Below are 19122 nucleotides of genomic sequence, written 5' to 3'. Positions count from 1 at the left end.
GGTCTGGGGCGGGGTGATGTCGCTGTCGGCGGGGATGCTCGGCGTGCTCATGAAGGCATCGCTCCACGGGTCGGCGCCGCCGGAGGCGGCTACGCGATGAGGCAGGAGGAAAACGCGGGCGGGTGGGCACCCCACGGCGCCCACTCAAACGTCGCATCACGGGCCGCCTGACGCGGCGCAGGAACCCTCAGGGCGTGACGCCCTGCTCCTTGAAATATTTCTCGGCGCCCGGATGGAAGGGCACGGGGGAGCCCTTCATGGCGTCCTTCAGCGAGATGGATTTCGCCGCCACATGGGCCGCCTGAAGCTCCGGCAGGCTCTCGAAGATCGCCTTGGTGATGGCATAGACATCACCCTCCTTCATGTCCTCGCGCACCACGAGGAAGTTCGGCACGGCGGCGGTCGGCACCTCCTTGTCCTGCCCGGTATAGGTGCCGGCGGGAATGGAGGCCTTCAGATAGGGCGTGCCCACTTTCTCCACGACGCTCGCCGGAATCTCCACCACGTTGATTTCCACGGAGGTGGCGAGATCCTTGATGGAAGCAACGCCGAGGCCGGCGGACTGGAGCGTGGCGTCGAGCTGGCGGTTTTTCATCAGTTCCACGGATTCGGCGAAGGGCAGATATTCCACCTTGCCGAGATCCTCATATTTGAGGCCGGCGGCATTCAGGATGGCGCGGGCATTGAGCTCCGTGCCGGACTTCGGCGCGCCCACCGAGAGGCGCTTGCCCTTCAGATCGGCGATGCTCTTGATGCCGCTGTCCTTGGACGCGACGATCTGGATGTAGTTGGGATAGATGGCCGCCAGCGCGCGCACCTTCTTGAGCGGCGTCTTGAAGCCGGCGTCCTCCTTGCCCGCCCAGCCGTCCGCGAGGCTGTCGGCGAGCGTGAAGCCGATCTCGCCCTTGCCCTGCTGGATGAGGATGAGATTCTCCACCGAGGCCTTGGTGGCCTGCACGGAGGGGCGCGCCCCCGGCACCTTGTCCGAGACGATCTTCGAGATGGCGACGCCGAGCGGATAGTAAACGCCGGATGTGCCGCCTGTCAGGATGTTGATGAAGTCTGCCCGCGCCGCAAGCGGCGAGAGGGCGAAAACGGCTGCAAGCGCAGCAAGCGCAAGTTTTCTCAAGGGCGTTCTCCCAAATCAGTTTTGTTTTGCTTTGGGAGTGAGGCTATCGCCTCTCCGGCCAAAGGCCAGAGGCTTTTGCGGGCCTTCGACGAATTTCCCATGGTGAGCGCTGGCGGAGCCGCGGCGGCGTTGCCCTCGGCTTGCACCCGCGCTAGGACTATTGGCATAAAGTATACAAAGGGGAACGCCATGCCGTCCGATCGGGACATCCTGCTCGCCCTGTTCGATGCCGCGCTGAATGCCGCCGTGCCCGAGGGCAAGTTCGAGGGCCGCCTGCCGGAACCGCCGAAAGGGCGCACCATCGTGATCGGCGCCGGCAAGGCGTCCGCGCGCATGGCGCGGGCCTTCGAGGCGGCGTGGGGACGGCCTTGCGAGGGCCTGATCGTGACCCGCTACGGCCATGGCTGCGAGACCCAGCATATCGAGATCGTGGAAGCCGCCCATCCGGTGCCGGATCAGGCCGGGCTCGATGCCGCCCGCCGCATTCTGGAACTCGCCCGCTCCGCGGGACCGGATGATCTCGTCGTATGCCTCATGTCCGGCGGCGCCTCCGCGCTTCTGACGCTGCCGGCCGAGGGGCTGACGCTGGCTGACAAGCAGGCGCTGAACAAGCAGCTTCTGAAGTCCGGCGCGCCCATCGGCATCATGAACCGGGTGCGCAAGTCCGTCTCCGCCATCAAGGGCGGGCGGCTGGCCGCCGCCATCGCGCCCGCGCGGGCGGTGACCTATCTCATCTCCGACGTGCCGGGGGACGATCCCGCGGCCATCGGCTCCGGCCCCACCATTCCCGAGGCCTCGGACCCGGAAGAGGTGCTGCGCCTCATGCGGGCCTGGGGCATCGAGGCGAGCCCGGAGCTTGAGGCCGTCATCCGCGCCAATGTCGTCTCCGGAGAGGCCCTGCCCGGGCAGGAGGTGCACATGATCGCGACCCCGCTCATGGCGCTTCAGGCGGCGGAAGCCAAAGCCCGCGACTTCGGTCTCATCCCTCTCATTCTCGGGGACGCCATCGAGGGTGAGGCGCGCGAAGCGGCGAACGTCTTCGCCGGTATCTCCCGCTCGGCCGCCACCCATGGCTTGCCGGTGAAGGCGCCCTGCGTGCTGCTCTCGGGCGGCGAGACCACCGTCACGGTGCGCGGCAAGGGGCGCGGCGGGCGCAATGTGGAGTTCCTGCTGGCGCTCGCCATCGCGCTGAAGGGCGAGGCCGGTCTCAGCGCCATCGCCTGCGACACGGACGGGGTGGACGGCACGGAGGACAATGCCGGCGCCTGGTTCGACGCGGCCGTTCTGGAGGAGGCCCGCGCCAAGGGCCTCTCGGCCGATGCCTTCCTCGCCAACAATGACGGCTACAGCTTCTTCGCGGCGCTGGACCGGCTGGTGGTGACGGGGCCGACGCTGACCAACGTCAACGACTTCCGCGCCATCCTCATTCGCTGAGCCGGCTCTGCTCCATAGCCGACAATGTTGCATGTTGCTGCGGCGCAGCAGGGCTGCGCCGTTCGCATGGCCTTCATGAAGCTCTGATATATCAGCTGCTTGCTCCGCTCTGTCCCCGGCAGGCGCGGGGAATTGCTCCAATGTGGTAGGTCAGTTCCCTTGACCTTTGCTGCGATGCACATAGTTTCGCAGCACAAGCCGATGGGGGAGGCTGGCGAGGACATCAGGAGTTTCACCATGAGCGACGAGCGCGCACCGGGCATCATCCGCAAGCTGTGGCCCGGCGAAGTTCAGATCTTCCGTGAGCATCTCCTGCGCCTGGACACCGAGACCCGCCGCAGCCGTTTCGGCTCCGCCGTCAGCGACGAGTTCATCACCCATTATTCCGAACGGGTGTTCCGCTCCGGCTCCGTGGTTCATGGCTGCTTCGTGGACGGCGTGCTCCGCGCCGCTGCCGAGCTTTATCCCTTCTCCGAAATCCTGCCCACGGAAGGCGAGGCTGCCTTCAGCGTCGAGGCCGCGTTCCAGAATCTGGGTCTCGGCACTTTGCTCATGAGCCGCACCGTGCTGTGCGCCCGCAACCGCGGCATCCGCACGCTGCACATGAGCTGCCTCGCCCGCAACCGACGCATGCAGCAGATCGCCCGCAAGTTCGACGCCGACTTCACCTTCGAGACCGATGAAGTGGTGGCGCAGCTGAAGGCGCCCTTCCCGACGCTCGCCTCCCTCACCCGCGAGGCCACGGCCGATGCGCAGGGCATGGCCGGCGCGCTGTTCCAGGCCCAGTGGACCGCCGGTCAGCGCATGCTGAGCCTTGTGCTGAGCCCCACCGGGGCCTGAGTCGCACGGCGGTCAGTGCACGGCCGTCTTCGACACCAGATTGACGATCAGGACGCCGGCGATGATGAGCCCGAGGCCCACCGCGCCGGCAAGATCGAGGCTCTGCCCGTAGAGCGCCCAGCCCACGCCGGCCACCAGCACGATGCCGACGCCCGACCATGTGGCATAGGCGATGCCCACCGGAATGGTCTTCAGCGTCAGCGACAGGCAGACGAACGCCACGCCATATCCGACGATGACGATCAGGCTCGGCACCAGCCGGGTGAAGCCCTCGGTTGCCTTGAGCGCCGAGGTGGCGATGACTTCGGCGACGATGGCCACGAACAGCAGCGCATAGGTCATGGATCAGGTCCGGCACTGGAAGTGCGTCGGAACACTATCGCGCGCGGCGTGGAGGTAAAATCCGCAGTTTCCCGCATACGGCTCGGAAAGGACGTATCCGACAATTCCCGAATTGCGCGGACGGGGCCAGCCGGCCATAGCTGTCGCGATGCCGGGCCGTCAGGCTGCCGAACCCCAAGGGGCTGATCTTCGCCCTCGTGATCTTCCCGCAAGGCGATCCGGTGGCCCTTCCCGGCGCCTTCGGCCTGTTCGCGGCGGAACTGGCGCTCATCGGCACCCTGTGGGTGGTCATGGGCCATGTGCTGGCCAAAGCCGCGGGGCGTTTTGCCACCCCGCTCGGGATTTCCCGCAGCGCCGCCGTGGCGCTGGGGGTGTTCTCGGCTCTCCTGTTCGGCCCGGCCCTCGCCGCGATGGCGGGGCCGCTCTTCAGCCCAGCGCCCTGAGGTGGCGCATGGGGCGGCCGGGCGCGATGGCCTGCGCCGCCGCCACGATGGCAGCCGCATCGACGCCATGGTGGCGATAGAGATCCTGCAGGCTGCCGGTCTGGCCGAAATGCTCGACACCCAGCGCCCGCTGCCGGTGGCCCATCACCGAGCCGAGCCAGCCGAGCGTCGCGGGGTGGCCGTCGATCACGCTCACCAGCCCGCAATGGCGGGGCAGGGGCGCCAGAAGGCGCTCCACATGGCTCTCGGCGCTGTAATGGCCTTGCTCGCGTGCCCGTGACGCGGCGGTCCAGCCGGCGTTCAGCCGGTCGGCAGAGGTGACCATGAGCAGGCCGACATCCCGCCGGTCCTCGGCGATCAGGCCCACCGCCTCGATGGCTTCCGGCGCCAGCGCGCCCTGCACGGCGATTACCACCTCCGCATTGGGGCCGGGCTCACGCAGCCAATAGGCGCCGTCCACCATGTGCCGCTTCTGGGTTTGCGTGAAGGCGCGGCGGGGCTGCTCCAGCGCGCGGGTGGAGAGGCGGAAATAGACCGAGCCGCCGGTCTCGTCGCGCAGCCAGTTGCGGGCCTCGTCCGGGCCGCCGCCGTCACGCTGCACGTAATCGAAGGCGAATTCCATCAGCACCGCCAGTTCGTCCACGAAGGCCGGCTCGAAGGCCGCAAGCCCATCCTGCGACATACCGATGAGCGGGGTGGCGATGGACTGGTGCGCTCCGCCCTCCGGCGCCAGCGTAATGCCAGACGGGGTGGCCACGAGGATGAAGCGGGCGTCCTGATAGCAGGCATAGTTCAGCGCATCGAGACCCCGGCAGATGAAGGGGTCGTAGAGCGTGCCCACGGGAATGAGCGGGGCACCGAACAGCGAGTGGGAGAGGCCAAGGGCCGAGAGCATGAGGAACAGGTTCATCTCGGCGATGCCCAGTTCCATGTGCTGCCCGTCCGGCGAGAACTCCCAGTTGAAGGTGGAGGGGATGCGCTCGCGCTTGAATACGTCCGCCAGCTCCCGCTGGGCGAACAGGCCGCGCCGGTTCACCCACGGGCCGAGATTGGTGGAGACGGTCACGTCCGGCGAGGTTGTGACGATGCGGCTCGCGAGCGCGCTGTCGCCCCGCGCCAGATCCTGAAGGATGAGGCCGAAGCCGGCCTGCGTGGAGAGCGAGGCATTGGGCGGCGGGGCGATGGACGGGACGGCCAGCGCAGCGTCGGAATAGCGCCGGGTGCCTTCGCGGCGGAAGGGCACGTCCTTCAGGAAACGCTCCAGCGTCGCGGGCGGCAGGGTGAGCCCCTCGAAGCGGTCCCATTCATGGCCCGCGCGGATGTTCATGGCGGCGCGCAGCGTGTCCATCTGCGTCGGCGTCATGAGGCCGGCGTGATTGTCCTTGTGGCCGGCGAGCGGCAGGCCGAAGCCCTTCACCGTGTAGCAGAGGAAGCAGACGGGCCGGTCGTGGTCGATGCCGTCGAAGGCGTCGAGGATGGTCGGCAGGTCGTGGCCGCCCAGATTGGTCATCAGGGCGGAGAGATCCGCATCCGAGCGCGCCTCGACGAGCCGGGTCACGTCGCCCTGATCGCCCAGATCGTCCATCAGGCGCTTGCGCCACGCCGCGCCGCCCTGGAAGGTGAGGGCGGAATATTCGCCGTTCGGGCAGGTATCGATCCAGTGGCGCAGCTTCTCGCCGCCGGGCTCGCGGAAGGCGGCCTGCTGGAGCGAGCCGTATTTCAGCACGACCACCTGCCAGCCCATGGCCTCGAAGATGCCGATGAAGCGCTCGTACAGCCCCTCGCGCACCACGGCATCGAGGCTCTGGCGGTTGTAATCGACGATCCACCAGGTGTTGCGCACGTCGTGCTTCCAGCCCTCCAGGAGGGCCTCGAACACATTGCCTTCGTCCAGTTCCGCATCGCCCACGAGGGCGATCATGCGGCCCTCCGGCCGGTCGGTGAGGCCGTGGGCGCGCACATAATCCTGCGCCAGCGAGGCGAACAGCGTCTGCGCCACGCCGAGGCCCACGGAACCGGTGGAGAAGTCCACGTCGTCCGTATCCTTGGTGCGGGAGGGATAGGACTGGGCGCCCTTATAGGCGCGGAACGCCTCCAGCTTCTCGCGCGTTTGGGCGCCGAGCAGATACTGGATGGCATGGAAGATGGGGCTCGCGTGCGGCTTCACCGCCACCCGGTCCTGCGGCCGCAGGGTGTGGAAGTAGAGCGCGGTCATGATGGTAGCGAGCGAGGCGGAGGAGGCCTGATGGCCGCCCACCTTGAGGCCGTCCGTGGAGGGGCGCAGGTGGTTGGCATTGTGGATGGTCCAACTGGCCAGCCAGAGCGCCTTGCGCTCCAGTTCGGCGAGGATCTCCAGCTCTTGCGCCGTGGTCACGATGTCGTCCTCCGGATGGTCTGCTTCTTGGTGCCGCGCGAGAGGCGGTTCCGGGAGGATAGCGCTGTCCAGCGGGTGGTTCTTGCCGATCTATCCTCCGGATGGCGATCGGTTTGGTAGATTTTGCCGACGGGGTGTCATCTCGCGGTATGACATTCCAGTTCTTGCGGCACGCCTTGTCCGCGGCGGAAACGGGTTGCTCCGAGAGACGCCGCCGGCCACATCCCGCTTCCTCGCAGATTTTGAGGCGATTCCCGGCTCGGATGGGTTCAAGCTGAGCGGATCGCGCATCAGGACGGACCCAAGGGAGAGAAAGCGATGACCATTCGCGTCGGCATCGGCGGCTGGACCTTCGAACCCTGGCGCGGCACCTTCTTCCCGCCCGGCCTGCCCCATGCCCGCGAGCTGGAATATGCTGCCGGCCAGGTGACGACCATCGAGGTCAACGGCACCTTCTACCGGACCCAGACCCCGAAGACCTTCGCCAGTTGGGCCGCGCAGGTGCCGGACGGCTTCGTCTTCTCCCTGAAGGCGCCGCGCTACGCCACGAACCGCCGGGTGCTGGCGGAGGGCGGAGAGAGCATCACCCGCTTCGTGGAGAGCGGCCTTGCGGAACTGGGCGACAAGCTCGGCCCCATCAACTGGCAGTTCCCGCCCACCAAGGCCTTCGACCCCGACGATTTCGGCGCTTTCCTCAACCATCTGCCGGAGACGGTGGGCGGGGCGAAGCTGCGCCACGCCGTGGAAGTGCGCCATGCCTCCTTTTGCACGGCGGAATTCGTGGCGCTGGCCCGAAAGCACAAGGTGGCGGTCATTTTCGCTGATGATGACGACTATCCCGCCATCGCCGACGTGACGGCGGATTTCGTCTACGCCCGCCTCCAGCGGGCGCGGGAGGAAGAGCCCACCGGCTACAGCCCCGACGTTCTCAAGGGATGGCTCGAACGGGCGCGCATTTGGGAAGCCGGAGGCGTGCCCGAGGATCTCCCGTCCTATGGTGATCCCGCTCCCAAGCCGAAGAAGGCCGCCAGGCGCGACGTGTTCGTCTACATGATCAACGGCGCCAAGGTGCGGGCGCCGGCGGCGGCGCAGGCCCTACTCGCCCTTGTCCGATAGGTGGTGCACGCCCAGCTGCTCGGACAGGCGCGTCAGCACGGCGAAGATGAGGGCGGTGGACCAGCCGAACAGCAGCATGCCGTTCGCCGCCGTCACCGGTCCGAGCAGGCGCCAGGGCTTGGCGGGCAGAAGGTCGCCATAGCCGAGCGTCGTGAAGTTCACAAAGGCGAGGTAATAGGAATCCTTGTCCTGCACCACGCCGTCCACTGCGACATAGGCCACGGCCCACACCGCCACCTCCACGAGATGGGCGAAGGTGAGGATGGCGCCGGTCAGCATCATGCCGAGCAGCAGGCCGCGCATGGCGTGGCGCAGGCGTACCCGCTTCGTGAACACGAGCAACGCCCGCACGAGGAAAACGCTGGCCACCGAATGGATGACCACCGTGATGAGGCTGATGAGGATTCCGTAGACCAGCTCTGCGGGCATTCATCCAACTCCACCTGCGCCGTTTCCGTCCATGGCCGTCGAGTGGGGAAATAACAAGGCCTCTCGCGCGTCCCGGCGGACGTGCCGCGCCCCCCGGGCGCCGGAACCCGGCGAGGACGGGATGTGTTATGATGCGACCCATCGCGACGCCGTGCGGAAGCCCCGCCGCCCGCGAGCCGGTGAACCGGGCGGCCATTCCCGGAAAGGTCATGTTCCCGCCGGCGCGGACGAAAAGGAACGGCGCGCGACCTCTCCAGACAAGGAGGCACGCTCATGACGCCGAACACAGCACAGGACAAGCCGGTCAAGCTGCAATACTGGCCGAGCTCCCATACGGTGGACGCCCCCGACAGCTGGCCGGAGCCCTATGGCTTCGACACGGTGGAGGATGCGGTGGTGTTCGCCATGACCCAGTCGCCGGCCAATCGCGAACTGGCTTGGCTGCGCACAGACAAGGGCGAGGTGATGAAGCCTGACCAGATCTACCGCCGCTGGGCGCTGCGGGCGATCTGAGGCCTGTGCGAACCACAGCGCAGGGTTGCGTTTAGCCGGCGGATCAATCCCGGTCCCGTCCGTGCCGCCGGAAATGCGCACGGGCGTTGATCTTCGCCGGGCATCGTGTATTTTGCGCCGCAAAATCAAGGAAGCGGGTTCGAGCCAATCGGGCCCGCGTTTTGCTGTTCAGGAACCCCATGCAGCTGCGCAACATCGCCATCATCGCCCACGTCGACCACGGAAAGACCACGCTGGTGGACAAGCTCCTCCAGCAGTCCGGCTCCTTCCGCGAGAACCAGCGCGTGGCCGAACGCGTGATGGATTCGAACGACCTCGAAAAAGAGCGCGGCATCACCATTCTCGCCAAGGCGACGTCGGTGGTGTGGAACGACATCCGCATCAACATCGTGGACACCCCCGGCCACGCCGACTTCGGTGGCGAGGTCGAGCGCATTCTCTCCATGGTGGACGGCGCCATCGTTCTCGTGGACGCGGCCGAAGGCCCCATGCCGCAGACCAAGTTCGTGGTCGGCAAGGCGCTGAAGATCGGCCTCAAGCCCATCGTCGCCATCAACAAGGTGGACCGTCCCGACGGGCGTCCGCAGGAAGTCATCAACGAGGTGTTCGACCTGTTCGCGGCGCTGGACGCCAATGACGAGCAGCTCGACTTCCCGATCCTCTACGGTTCCGGCCGCGACGGCTGGATGGCGCTGACCCCGGAAGGTCCGAAGGACGAGGGCCTCGGCCCGCTGTTCGAGCTCGTGGTCAAGCACGTGCCCCCGGCGAAGACCGAGGACGGCGCGTTCCGCATGCTCGGCACGCTTCTGGAAGCCAACCCCTTCCTCGGCCGCATCATCACCGGCCGCATCGCCTCCGGCACCGTGAAGCCCAACCAGTCCATCAAGGTCATCGACCGCGAGGGCAAGCTGGTCGAGACGGGCCGCGTCTCCAAGATCCTCGCTTTCCGCGGCATCGAGCGTTCGCCGATCGAAGTGGGTGAGGCGGGTGACATCGTCTCCATCGCCGGCCTCGTGAAGGGCTCGGTGGCCGACACCTTCTGCGATCCCTCGGTGGATACGCCCATCCAGGCGCAGCCGATTGATCCGCCCACCGTCACCATGAGCTTCATCGTCAACGACAGCCCGCTCGCGGGCACCGAGGGCGACAAGGTGACGAGCCGCATGATCCGCGACCGCCTGTTCAAGGAGGCCGAGGGCAACGTCACGCTGAAGATCGAGGAATCCGCCGACAAGGATTCGTTCTTCGTCTCCGGCCGCGGCGAACTCCAGCTCGCCATCCTCATCGAGACCATGCGCCGCGAGGGCTTCGAGCTCGCCGTGTCGCGTCCGCGCGTCGTCTTCTCCCAGGATGAGGACGGCAACACGCTGGAGCCGATCGAGGAAGTCGTCATCGACGTGGACGAGGAATATTCCGGCACGGTCGTGCAGAAGATGTCCGAGCGCCGCGCCGAGATGGTGGAGATGCGCCCCTCCGGCGGCAATCGCCAGCGCCTCCTGTTCCACGCTCCGACCCGTGGCCTCATCGGCTACCAGTCCGAACTGCTGACCGACACCCGTGGCACGGCGATCATGAACCGCCTGTTCCACTCCTATCAGCCGTTCAAGGGCGACATCCCCGGCCGCATCAACGGCGTGCTCATCTCCAACGAACAGGGCGAGGCGGTGGCCTATGCGCTGTGGAACCTGGAAGATCGCGGCCCGATGGTGATCGAGCCCGGCTGGAAGGTCTATCAGGGCATGATCATCGGCATCCACAACCGGGACAACGACCTGGAAGTGAACGTGCTGAAGGGCAAGAAGCTCACCAACATCCGCACCACCTCCAAGGACGAGGCGGTGCGCCTGACCCCGCCGATCCGCATGACGCTGGAGCGTTCGCTGGCCTGGATCCAGGACGACGAGCTGGTGGAAGTGACGCCCAAGTCCATCCGCCTGCGCAAGCGCTATCTCGATCCGAACGAGCGCAAGCGCATGAAGGGCAAGGTGGACGTCGCCTGACGTCCAAGCCCGTCTGAAACGAGAAAAGCCCCGGTGCGCGCACCGGGGCTTTTCTTTTGTCTGCTTCATCCGCCTTGGCGGGCAGGGCGCTCGTTCAGGCCGAGCGCTTGGCGGTGGCCGCGATGAGCGCGTCGAGGGAGGGCTTCTCCGCCGGCAGGCCGGTGGGGCTGATGAGGCCGCGGGCGCCGTCGAGCGCGCCGGGCTTCAGTTCGAGGCCGAGCAGGCGTGCCGGATCGAACGGGCCGGGCATCCAGAGCCCGCCGGTCTTCTGTGCCGAAAAGCCGAAGCGCGCATAATAAGGCGCATCGCCCACCAGCAGCACGGCGTCGTGGCCGAGCGCTTCGGCGCGTTCGAGGGCCGCACGCATCATCTGGCCGCCGAGGCCGCGATCGCGGAACCAGGGATGCACCGCCAGCGGACCGAGCAGCAGCGCCGGCCGGGCGGGACCAGCGGAGACGTGCCACAGGCGCACCGTCGCGGCCATGCGGCCGTCCGGACCATGGGCGGCGAGCGCCAGCCCTTCGGCCGGCAGCCGGTCTTCGCGGATGCGCTCGGACGCTTTCTCGAACCGCTCCGGCAGGCAGAGGTCCAGCAGGGCCTCGCGCGCGGCGGCTTCTTCCCGTTTCTCAGCGACGATCTCGATCATCGACATCTCCCGTGCCGCCTTCGGCGGCCGAAGGATGCCCATCCGGCGCAGCAAGCCGCGCCAGCCCGAAGGCTTATGGAAGGGGTGCGGAGGAAAAAGGGGACCCGCCCCTCGGGAAAGCACGGGCGAGGCCACCCGCGCGGCGCGGCGGAAGCCGCGCGCCGTTGGCGCCTCGCCCGGAGCCGGCGGCGTCGCTGCCGCCGGCTGCGATCAGATCACGTAGGACTTCAGCGGCGGGAAGCCATTGAACGCCACCGCCGAATAGGTGGTGGTGTAGGCGCCGCAGGCCTCGATGAGCACCTTGTCGCCGATGGACAGCGACAGCGGCAGTTCCACCGGGGTCTTCTCATAGAGCACGTCGGCCGAATCGCAGGTCGGGCCGGCGAGCACGCACGGGGCGGTGTCGTCCCCGTCGCGCGGGGTGCGCAGCGGGTAGCGGATCGCCTCGTCCATGGTCTCGGCGAGGCCGCCGAACTTGCCGATGTCCAGATAGACCCAGCGCATGGTGTCGCTCTCGGCCTTCTTGGAGATCAGCACCACCTCGGTCTCGATGATGCCGGCATTGCCGACCATGCCGCGGCCGGGCTCCATGATGGTCTCGGGGATGGCGTTGCCGAAGTGGCGGCGCAGCGAATCGAAGATCGCCTCGCCATAGGCCTGCGCCTTCGGCACATCCTGGAGATACTTCGTCGGGAAGCCGCCGCCGAGGTTCACCATGGAGAGCGAGATGCCGCGCACGGCGCACTCGCGGAAGATATAGGCCGCAGAGCCGAGCGCCTGATCCCAGGCATGCACGTTCTTCTGCTGCGAGCCCACATGGAAGGACACGCCATAAGGCGAGAGGCCGAGGCGGAAGGCATGCTCCAGCACGTCCGGCGCCATCTCGGGGACGCAGCCGAACTTGCGCGAGAGCGGCCATTCGGCGCCCGCGCCGTCGCAGAGGATGCGGCAGAACACGCGCGCGCCGGGGGCAACGCGGGCGATCTTCTCGACTTCCTCGTAGCAATCGACCGCAAACAGGCGCACGCCGATCTTGTAGGCGCGCTCGATGTCGCGCTCCTTCTTGATCGTGTTGCCGAAGGAGATGCGGTCGGGAGTGGCGCCGGCGAACAGCGCCATCTCGATCTCCTGCACCGAGGCGCAGTCGAAGCACGAGCCCAGCTCGGCGAGGGCCTTCAGGATGGCCGCGTCGGGATTGGCCTTCACCGCGTAGAAGACACGGGTGTCAGGCAGCGCACGGGCGAACGCAGTGTAGTTCGCGCGCACCACATCGAGATCGACGACGACGCAGGGACCATCCTCACGTCGGTTCCGAAGGAATTCGCGGATGCGATCGGTCATGGCAACCTCCCGTGACCTAGAAGCCTCGTGAAGCGCGGCCTTCGCCGCGCGACGACAGTCAGGCGGATCGCGACGTTCATCGCCGCCAATCCGGGGCACGCGCACCTGCGTCCGGAGGCGTGATGGAAGCGCCTTCGTCCGACGGGCCGTACCCGCTTCGCCGGGTTCTCACCGGCCGCAAATCGCGCCGAGCGGCACCGCTCCCTTCGCGCGGCAAAAACGCCAGGCGTTGGGAAGATGATGCGCACGATTGGAAAGGGAGTTCCCTCTCCGCACGGCCGGCAAGATGTAGTGCCTCTTCAGTAACCCCGACCTTTGGAGGGCCGGCAGAGACCAAAAAAGCCCGCTACGTCGTTGCTTCAAGTCACGTCCCCTGCTGAGAGCAGGGTGGGCCGGTTCCCTCCGGCTACCGATCTGGCTGGCGGCTTTCCGGCCTCTTGTCCGGACTTCCGCCGATCGGCACGCAACCACAGGCACGTGCGAAATTGGGCAGGACGCGATTTAGGGAAATTCGCTCGCCTTCGCAAGCGGCAATTTCGCGGCAGGGCGCCTCATTTTGCGCCTATCTGGGAGCATCGCCGGCTCAGGGTCGTCCGATCGGCTCCAAAATGGCGCGAACGCACGACGGCCTTTGGGAAAGGCCGGTGCCACGCAGCGCCGCATGCCTCCCCTGCGCAGGATGCGGCCCGCCTGAGTGGTTCGGGGCACGCAGAGAGAAGTATTATTTTTATCAATCGCTTAGGCAGGCGTGTCGCCAGCGGATGCCCGTGCTGTCATGGCGACGATCACGATGGCGCGCCCTTGGGCACCCTGCGGCTTTCCCGCACTTGATCGAGCGCAAGGGAGGGCGCAAGGTGCCAGCATAAGATTAGAAAAGTTCGCGTCCACGTTCCGCCCCCGGATATCGAATGAGCTACGATCACTTCTTCGCCGACGCTGTCGATGCGCTTCGCCGCGAGCGTCGTTACCGCACCTTCGCCGATGTCGAGCGGGACGCCACGCGCTTCCCCCGTGCCACGTGGCACTCGCCCGGCGGCCCGCGGGAAATCGTCGTGTGGTGCTCCAACGACTATCTGGGCATGGGCAGCCACCCCGCCGTGGTGGAAGCCATGCGCGAGACCGCGCTGCGCCGGGGGGCAGGCGCGGGCGGCACGCGCAACATCTCGGGCAACAGCCATGAGATCGTCCTGCTGGAGCGCGAACTGGCCGACCTGCACGGCAAGGAGCAGGGCCTCGTCTTCACGTCGGGCTATGTGTCGAACGCCACGGGCATCTCGACCATCGCCAAGCTGATCCCCGACTGCGTGGTGATCTCGGACGAGCTGAACCACAATTCCATGATCGAGGGCGTCCGACAGGGCGGCCGGCAGAAGTTCATCTTCCGCCATAACGACCTCGCCCATCTGGAAGAGATCCTCCAGGCGGTCGCGGACCGGCCGAAGCTGATCGTCTTCGAGAGCGTCTATTCCATGGATGGCGACATCGCGCCCATGGCCGCCATCTGCGATCTGGCCGAGCGCTACGGCGCCATGACCTATCTCGATGAGGTCCACGCGGTGGGCATGTATGGCCCGCGCGGCGGCGGCGTTGCCGAGCGCGACGGCGTCATGGACCGCATCGACGTGATCGAGGGCACGCTGGGCAAGGCCTTCGGCGTGGTGGGCGGCTATCTCACCGGCAAGCGCGTGGTGATGGACGCCGTGCGCTCCTATGCCCCGGGCTTCATCTTCACCACGGCCCTGCCGCCGGCGGTGGCCGCCGCCGCCACGGCCTCCATCCGGCATCTGAAGGCCTCGAACGCCGAGCGCGACGGCCAGCGCCGTCAGGTCGCCAAGGTCAAGGCGGCGCTCGCCGCTGCCGGCCTGCCGCAGATGGAAACCCCCACCCACATCGTTCCCGTGATGGTGGGCGACGCGAAGGCCTGCAAGGCCGCCAGCGACGTGCTCCTCAACGAGCACAACATCTACATCCAGCCCATCAACTACCCCACGGTGCCGCGCGGCACGGAGCGCCTGCGCATCACGCCGACGCCCTTCCATAACGACAAGCTCATCGCGCACCTTGCCGATGCGCTGAACGACGTGTGGAATCGCCTCGACCTGCCGCGCGTGCGCGACACCGGCAGCGAGCGCCGCCTCGTGGCGGCCGGCGCGGCATCGCTCGCCATGCCCACCGCCGGCGGCTGAGCGCACAGACAGAAACCTTGTCCTTTCCAAAGCCCGGCCGTCGCGCCGGGCTTTTTGCTGTGGGGGAGCGTCTCTGCCGCAGCCGGCGGTCGATCGCTTGCTTGCGTCCAAGGCGTCCGGAATGCCATCTGAACGGTGTCGGCCCCGCGCGGTGGAGGCGCGGGGCTGCGCGTGATGCGTCTGTCCGGAGAGCCCCATGCTGCCCGCCCATGTCGCCCGCCGCCGCTTGTGCCAGAGGGGCGCTGGCATGGCGCTTCTCCTCCTGTGTGCTGCGGCCGCCGGTGCGACGCCGGCCCGAGCCGCTTCCGATGGGCCGTCTTTCGACTGCCGTGCCGCCCGCTCCAAGATCGAGAAGGCCATCTGCGCCGATCCGGCCCTCGCGGCGCTGGACCGCCGCATCGCGGCCGCCTACCAGAAGCTGCTTGCCGCCCTCGATGCGCCGGGCCGCACGGCGCTGCGCATGGACCAGCGGACGTTCCTTGAAGCGCGCGACATCCAGGCCCGCCGCAGCGATTATGACCTGAAGGCCGATCTCGCCGGCCGCGCGGCCTTCCTCGAATCCATCGAGACCGCCCCGCGCGCCGGCTTCACCGGCACCTGGACCAACGTCTATGGCGACGTCAGCGTCAGCACGGCCGGAAGCGGCTTCAAGGTGGAGATTTCCACCGTGCAGCCCTATCCGAGCTATCCTACCTGCACGCTCTCAGCCTCCGGCGTCGCCTCGGGCAATACGCTGCTCGTCGGCGGCAGCGAGGAGGAGCGCAAGGACAATGACGGCTGGACGGTGAAGCTGACCCGCGAGGGGGCCACGCTGTCCGCCGAGCTCCAGCGCCCCCGCGAGGCGGAGTTCGGCAGCCCGCCCTTTTGCGGGTTCCGATCCACCATCGACGGCAGCTTCTTCGCCACGCGCCAACCGTCCGGGAACCCGGCCCGCTAGAGCACGCGCCGATCAGATTGCATCGCTATCTGATCGGATCACGCATTCTCTTTCTTGAGGTTAGAGGGCGCGCCATCCCGTTGCCCGGTCGGCCACGGGCGGCGTTCATCTCCGGTCCATGCAGCCGCCTTTACCCATCCCGTGGAGCCGGCTGCGGCTCCGGGGACGGGAACCCGGCCATCCGCCCGGCGTTCTGCGCTCTCGGCTGACGGCGCACCCTCCATAGAGAGCGTGTCCGCCGGGAGGCCGATGGGTCGTCCGTCTCCCTTCAACGGTTCGAGGACGGGAGCCCGGCATGAGGCGGTTTGTGAGGGTTGCGGCTCTGGCCGCTCCGCTGATCTGGGGCGGGCCGGCCGGCGCACAGGTCGTGGACGGCTGGGGGTGGAGCATCATCATCCCGTCCATCACCGGCACCGATGTGCTCGGCCTCCACCTGCGCGACCTGAGGCGGCAGGATGAGGAGCGGGCCCGCCGCGCGGCGCAGGGCCAAGCGGCTGCGCCGCGCAGCCAGCCGGCGGTCGACACCGCTGTCCTGCGCTACACGCCATCAAAGGCCCGCCGGGCCGCGAACCTCGCCGGCATGGTCGAAAAGACACGGGCGAGCGATCCAGCCGGCGCGGCTGACCTCCAGAAGCTGTTCGCGGAAGGCGACATCATCGCCAGCATCGACGCGCGCCTCCGGCCGCAGGGCTTGAGGGTGGATGACCTCGGCGATGCCTTTGCCGTCTGGTGGACGACCGTCTGGGCCGCCGCGCGGGGGAGCAACGATACGCCGCCTCCGCGCACCGTGAACGCGGTGCGGCGGCAGGCCGCCGAGGCGTTGAGTGGCGCCGACGGCATCCGGACGGCCACCGATGCGCAGAAGCAGGAACTCGCCGAAGCGCTGCTGGTCCAGGCGGTCCTGATCGACGGTGCCGTCGATCAGGCCAAGGGAAATCCGGCGCAGATGCGTCAGGTCAGCGCCGCCGCGCGCAAGATGGCCGGCGGAATGGGGCTCGACGTCGGCGCGATGCAGCTCACGGAAAAGGGCTTTGTCCTCGCGGGCGGCAGCCGGTGATGTCCCCGCTGCCGACGCCTCGCAGGGCGTCGGTGGTGCGAGGTGGTCGGGTCACCTGCGGCCGCCGAGGAAGGTGTCCACGAACCAGCGGTCGAGCGTCATGGGCTCATCCTGCTGCGGGCGCGGCTGCTGGGGCGGGAGATTGCCGACGATGGCCGGTGGCGCCTCGTCCGGCACCTGGCCGGGGGGCAGCATGCCGCCCTGCTGGCCGAAGCCGAAGGTGCCGGAGGCCACATAGCTGCGGCCGGCGCCGGGCAGTTCGGTGGGCGGCAGGTCCTTGTGGGCCACCTTCATGTAGCGGCTCCAGATCTCCGCCGGCAAATTGGCGCCTGAGGCCTTCTTGGTGGGGGAGGAATCGTCATTGCCGATCCACACCGCCGTCACGATGCGGGCCGTGTAGCCCACGAACCAGGCGTCCCGATAATCCTGCGAGGTGCCGGTCTTGCCGGCGGCATCCCAACCGGGCAGCTCGGCGCGGCGGCCGGTGCCCACCGCGATGGTCTGCTCCAGCATGTGGTTCATCATGCCCACATAGGCCGGATCGATGACCCGCCCCGGCCCCGAGGTGGAGCGGGAATAGAGCATCTTGCCGTCCGGCCCCTTCACGCTCTCGATCACGTAGGGGATGACGCCGATGCCGCCATTGGCGAAGGGCACGTAAGCGGAGGCCAGCTCCAGCACGGAGACTTCCGACGTGCCGAGCGCGATGGACGGGTTCGGATCGAGCGTCGAGGTGATGCCAAGCCGGTGGGCGGTCGCCACCACCGCCTTCGGCCCCACTTCCAGTGCGAGGCGCACGGACACCGTGTTCAGCGACATGGCGAGCGCCTGCTGGAGCTGAACCGGCCCGAGATACTGGTGGCTGGCATTCTCCGGCTTCCAGCCCTTGAGCTGGATCGGCCCGTCCTCGCGCACCGTCTCGGGAGTCAGGCCCTTTTCCAGCGCGGTGAGATAGATGAATGGCTTGAAGGAGGAGCCCGGCTGACGGCGCGCGGTGACGGCGCGGTTGTACTGGCTGTCCTCATAGGAGCGCCCGCCGACCAGCGCCTTTACGGCCCCGTCCGTGTCGAGCGAGACCACGGCGCCCTGGCCGACGCCGTATTTCTGGCCCTGCTTGTTCAGCGCATCGGTGAGGGAGGCCTGCGCCGTCTGCTGGAGCACGGGGTCGATGGTGGTGCGCACGATCACGTCGCCGGGCAGCGTGCCCACGTAGGAATCGAGCTGGTCCATCACCCAGTCGGCCACATAGCCGATGGAATCGGGCGTCGAGGGCTTGGCGAGCGTCGCCGGGCGGGCGAGGGCCACCTTCGCCATGTCCTCGGTGATGAAGCCCTGCTCGCGCATGGCGGCGAGCACGAGATTGGCGCGGTCCTGCGCGGCCTTGAGGTTGCGCGTGGGCGCAAGGCGCGAGGGGGCGTTGACGAGGCCCGCCAGCATGGCCGCCTCCGACAGGGTGACGTTGCGCGCCGACTTGTTGAAATAGCGCTGCGCCGCCGCCTCGACGCCATAGGCGCCGTTCCCGAAATAGACGCGGTTCAGATAGAGATCGAGGATCTCGGTCTTGGTGAACTTCTTCTCCAGCCAAAGGGCCAGAACCAACTCCTGGATCTTGCGGGAGAAGGTGCGCTCCTGTGTGAGGAAGAGGTTCTTGGCGAGCTGCTGGGTGAGCGTGGAGCCGCCCTGCCGCACGCGGCGGGAGACCGCATTGGCGGCCATGGCGCGGGCGAGGCCCCAGATGTCGAGGCCGAAATGGTCGTAGAAGCGCCGGTCCTCGATGGCGACGAAGGCCTTGGGCAGATAAGCGGGCAGTTCCTTGATGGGCACCGCCGCCCCGCCCATGTCGCCGCGCGTGGCCAGCGGCTTGCCGTCGAAGGACTGGATCATGACGGTGGGCGGGCGCTTGGGCACCATCAGCGTCTGCATGGGCGGCAGCTTGGAAGCCTCATAGGCCACCAGCGCGCCCACGCCCACCGCCGCCCACAGCCCCAGGATGAACAGCCACTTGATGAGGCCGAACAGCGAGAAGAAGCCGCGCTTGCGGCGCCGCTCGGGCTTCGCCTTGCCCCGGCCGCCAGAGGCGGCGCCCTTGGAGGCGCGGGAGGAACCCTCGGTTTTGCTGCGGCGGGGGGCTGCGGCCATGTCCTCGCTTTCCGCGGCGTCGCCATCGAGGCTCGGCTCGACGCGCGCGCGCTGGTCCCGTGCCGGCCGGCCCCCGCCGGCGGCGTCCGCCTTGCGGGCGGGCTTGCGACCGCCCCCCGGCCGGTCTTCTGGATCGAGCCGGATGTCGAACGACGGCTCGGGCGATCCCGATGCTGCGCGCATCGAGGGTTCGCGC

General features: G+C 67.7%; 16 protein-coding genes. 9 read left to right on the top strand and 7 right to left on the bottom strand.

What is annotated here, in order from left to right; all coding sequences use genetic code 11:
- Positions 1–187: 187 nt before the first annotated feature.
- Positions 188–1129, bottom strand: coding sequence for a TAXI family TRAP transporter solute-binding subunit (locus tag DFO45_RS09195; protein ID WP_133864610.1), 942 nt, complete (start codon positions 1127–1129; stop codon positions 188–190).
- A gap of 189 nt (positions 1130–1318) precedes the next feature.
- Between DFO45_RS09195 and DFO45_RS09190 the strand changes: the two genes are divergently transcribed.
- A complete protein-coding gene (locus tag DFO45_RS09190; protein WP_133864609.1) occupies positions 1319–2563 on the top strand; it encodes a glycerate kinase in 1245 nt (414 codons plus the stop codon).
- A gap of 237 nt (positions 2564–2800) precedes the next feature.
- On the top strand, positions 2801–3403 hold the full coding sequence (locus tag DFO45_RS09185; protein ID WP_043878758.1) for a GNAT family N-acetyltransferase: 603 nt from the start codon (positions 2801–2803) through the stop codon (positions 3401–3403).
- Positions 3404–3415: 12 nt separating this feature from the next.
- Here the strand turns inward: DFO45_RS09185 and DFO45_RS09180 are convergent, their stop codons facing one another.
- The gene (locus tag DFO45_RS09180; RefSeq protein ID WP_133864608.1) at positions 3416–3745 is read right to left on the bottom strand and encodes a multidrug efflux SMR transporter; all 330 of its coding nucleotides are present in this window, start codon (positions 3743–3745) and stop codon (positions 3416–3418) included.
- 197 nt (positions 3746–3942) lie between these two features.
- Between DFO45_RS09180 and DFO45_RS09175 the strand changes: the two genes are divergently transcribed.
- Positions 3943–4188: a hypothetical protein gene (locus DFO45_RS09175; protein ID WP_133864607.1), complete on the top strand. Its 246-nt coding sequence runs from the start codon at positions 3943–3945 to the stop codon at positions 4186–4188.
- On the opposite strand, the gene DFO45_RS09170 is transcribed toward DFO45_RS09175, so the two are convergent.
- Positions 4172–6562, bottom strand: a complete 2391-nt coding sequence (locus tag DFO45_RS09170; protein WP_245518010.1) for a transketolase — start codon at positions 6560–6562, stop codon at positions 4172–4174. The genes DFO45_RS09175 and DFO45_RS09170 overlap by 17 nt on opposite strands.
- A 318-nt stretch (positions 6563–6880) precedes the next feature.
- Between DFO45_RS09170 and DFO45_RS09165 the strand changes: the two genes are divergently transcribed.
- Entirely contained in the window at positions 6881–7678 is a 798-nt protein-coding gene (locus DFO45_RS09165; RefSeq protein ID WP_133864605.1) for a DUF72 domain-containing protein, read from the top strand.
- Here the strand turns inward: DFO45_RS09165 and DFO45_RS09160 are convergent.
- Entirely contained in the window at positions 7658–8107 is a 450-nt protein-coding gene (locus DFO45_RS09160; protein ID WP_012168860.1) for a potassium channel family protein, read from the bottom strand. The two genes, DFO45_RS09165 and DFO45_RS09160, sit on opposite strands and share 21 nt — an antisense overlap.
- Positions 8108–8380: 273 nt before the next feature.
- Here DFO45_RS09160 and DFO45_RS09155 point away from each other — a divergent pair, with 273 nt between their 5' ends.
- Both DFO45_RS09155 and typA read left to right on the top strand, forming a co-directional pair.
- Complete coding sequence (locus DFO45_RS09155) at positions 8381–8620, top strand: hypothetical protein (protein WP_043878760.1); 240 nt, start codon at positions 8381–8383, stop codon at positions 8618–8620.
- A gap of 179 nt (positions 8621–8799) precedes the next feature.
- Positions 8800–10620 carry a translational GTPase TypA gene (gene typA, locus DFO45_RS09150; RefSeq protein ID WP_012168862.1) on the top strand — a complete coding sequence of 607 codons (1821 nt, stop codon included), beginning with the start codon at positions 8800–8802 and terminating at the stop codon, positions 10618–10620.
- A gap of 94 nt (positions 10621–10714) precedes the next feature.
- Here typA and DFO45_RS09145 read toward each other — a convergent pair whose 3' ends face one another.
- Positions 10715–11266, bottom strand: coding sequence for an N-acetyltransferase (locus DFO45_RS09145; RefSeq protein WP_133864604.1), 552 nt, complete (start codon positions 11264–11266; stop codon positions 10715–10717).
- Positions 11267–11476: 210 nt separating this feature from the next.
- The gene (locus tag DFO45_RS09140) at positions 11477–12607 is read right to left on the bottom strand and encodes a type III PLP-dependent enzyme (RefSeq protein WP_012168864.1); all 1131 of its coding nucleotides are present in this window, start codon (positions 12605–12607) and stop codon (positions 11477–11479) included.
- A gap of 908 nt (positions 12608–13515) precedes the next feature.
- Between DFO45_RS09140 and hemA the strand changes: the two genes are divergently transcribed.
- The 3 genes from hemA (at position 13516) to DFO45_RS09125 (ending at position 16787) form a co-directional block, all read left to right on the top strand.
- Positions 13516–14793, top strand: a complete 1278-nt coding sequence (gene hemA, locus DFO45_RS09135) for a 5-aminolevulinate synthase (RefSeq protein ID WP_012168865.1) — start codon at positions 13516–13518, stop codon at positions 14791–14793.
- A 247-nt stretch (positions 14794–15040) separates the two neighbouring features.
- A complete protein-coding gene (locus DFO45_RS09130; protein ID WP_208299764.1) occupies positions 15041–15730 on the top strand; it encodes a lysozyme inhibitor LprI family protein in 690 nt (229 codons plus the stop codon).
- Positions 15731–16025: 295 nt separating this feature from the next.
- On the top strand, positions 16026–16787 hold the full coding sequence (locus DFO45_RS09125; protein WP_133864602.1) for a DUF6683 family protein: 762 nt from the start codon (positions 16026–16028) through the stop codon (positions 16785–16787).
- 51 nt (positions 16788–16838) lie between these two features.
- Here DFO45_RS09125 and DFO45_RS09120 read toward each other — a convergent pair whose 3' ends face one another.
- Positions 16839–19109, bottom strand: a complete 2271-nt coding sequence (locus DFO45_RS09120; protein WP_245518009.1) for a penicillin-binding protein 1A — start codon at positions 19107–19109, stop codon at positions 16839–16841.
- Positions 19110–19122: the final 13 nt, after the last annotated feature.

The organism is Azorhizobium sp. AG788 (genome assembly GCF_004364705.1).
GTDB classification, from domain to species: domain Bacteria; phylum Pseudomonadota; class Alphaproteobacteria; order Rhizobiales; family Xanthobacteraceae; genus Azorhizobium; species Azorhizobium caulinodans.
The sequence above is the reverse complement of the archived record's forward strand: the minus strand, read 5'-3'. Positions and strand labels throughout refer to the sequence as shown.